Origin of the sequence: Chromohalobacter sp. HP20-39 (assembly GCF_033052815.1) — a bacterium.
Lineage (GTDB): Bacteria > Pseudomonadota > Gammaproteobacteria > Pseudomonadales > Halomonadaceae > Chromohalobacter.
Window position 1 is genome coordinate 1 of the sequence record NZ_JAWHTP010000032.1, and the last position, 914, is coordinate 914.

At 62.3% G+C, this 914-nt stretch carries 1 protein-coding gene; it reads left to right on the top strand.

Annotated elements, in window-relative coordinates:
• The first annotated feature begins 349 nt into the window (after positions 1–349).
• Positions 350–586, top strand: a complete 237-nt coding sequence (locus RVY79_RS16655) for a hypothetical protein (RefSeq protein WP_317465590.1) — start codon at positions 350–352, stop codon at positions 584–586.
• The last annotated feature ends 328 nt before the right edge of the window (positions 587–914 follow it).

Here is a 914-nt window from a genome sequence, read left to right on the forward strand (position 1 = left end):
CAAGGGCAGATGGGGAGGACTCGCTGCCGGGATCGGCTGGCTAGGAGGAGGAATGAGCGAGATCGCAGAGATGAGTCCGACAGGTGAATGGCGATGGCATCAGCCGTCGGAATGGCAGCCCATGCGGTTGCAACTACGGTATTGGGCGCGGTGCCATGACGGCTCCGAGGGATTTTTCTGGAAAGACGCGCCATAGGTGGCGTACTAGGGGAGGCGCATCGCTAAGCTACTAGGCCAAGATCAAAACCCCTTGTAAACTGATCTCGCCTGTACTATCCTGCGCGTAGATTACTGAAGCCCTTGCGGCGTTTCCGGCTCTGACCGCGACAGCATCCATTCGGAGGGATGCTTGTCCTCAGACGAAGCGCAGCACCCAAGCCCGCCAATGAGCGGGCTTTTTGCTTTCCGGCCCATGGAAACCTCCACCGCTCTCCCGTCGCACTGCTACCGCGACCCCATGCTGGTATTGGAGCGGAAGCAGGAAGAGGAAGCGGCGGCCGAGAAGCGCGAGCAGGCCCGCAAGCTCGCACGTATGTCGCTGGCGCGCATCCGGGCCGAATCGCTGTTCACCAAGGACGCAGACTGATGTTCGCCCCGATCTCGATGTACATCTGGTGGGGCGTGTGGCTTTGCGCCCTGTACGGCTGAATCCAGCCGCTTCACCCAAACCGCAGGCTGCCCACACGGGCTAAGCGCGCCAACAGGGATTTGCCCCGACAGGCGAACGGGCTGGCGGTTTGGGTGAGGGAATGCGCAGGCTGATGCGCGCTGGAAGCCGTTAATCAGGAGGCGTCCGTGGCCCAGACGGATATGCCGGAGGAATTCAGCACCGGCCCCTCAACTTGCACGCGCTCGAAAGGGTGGCGAAGCGGTTCCTGTAGCAGGGAACGCCGGGCGCAACCGGCACCTTCACG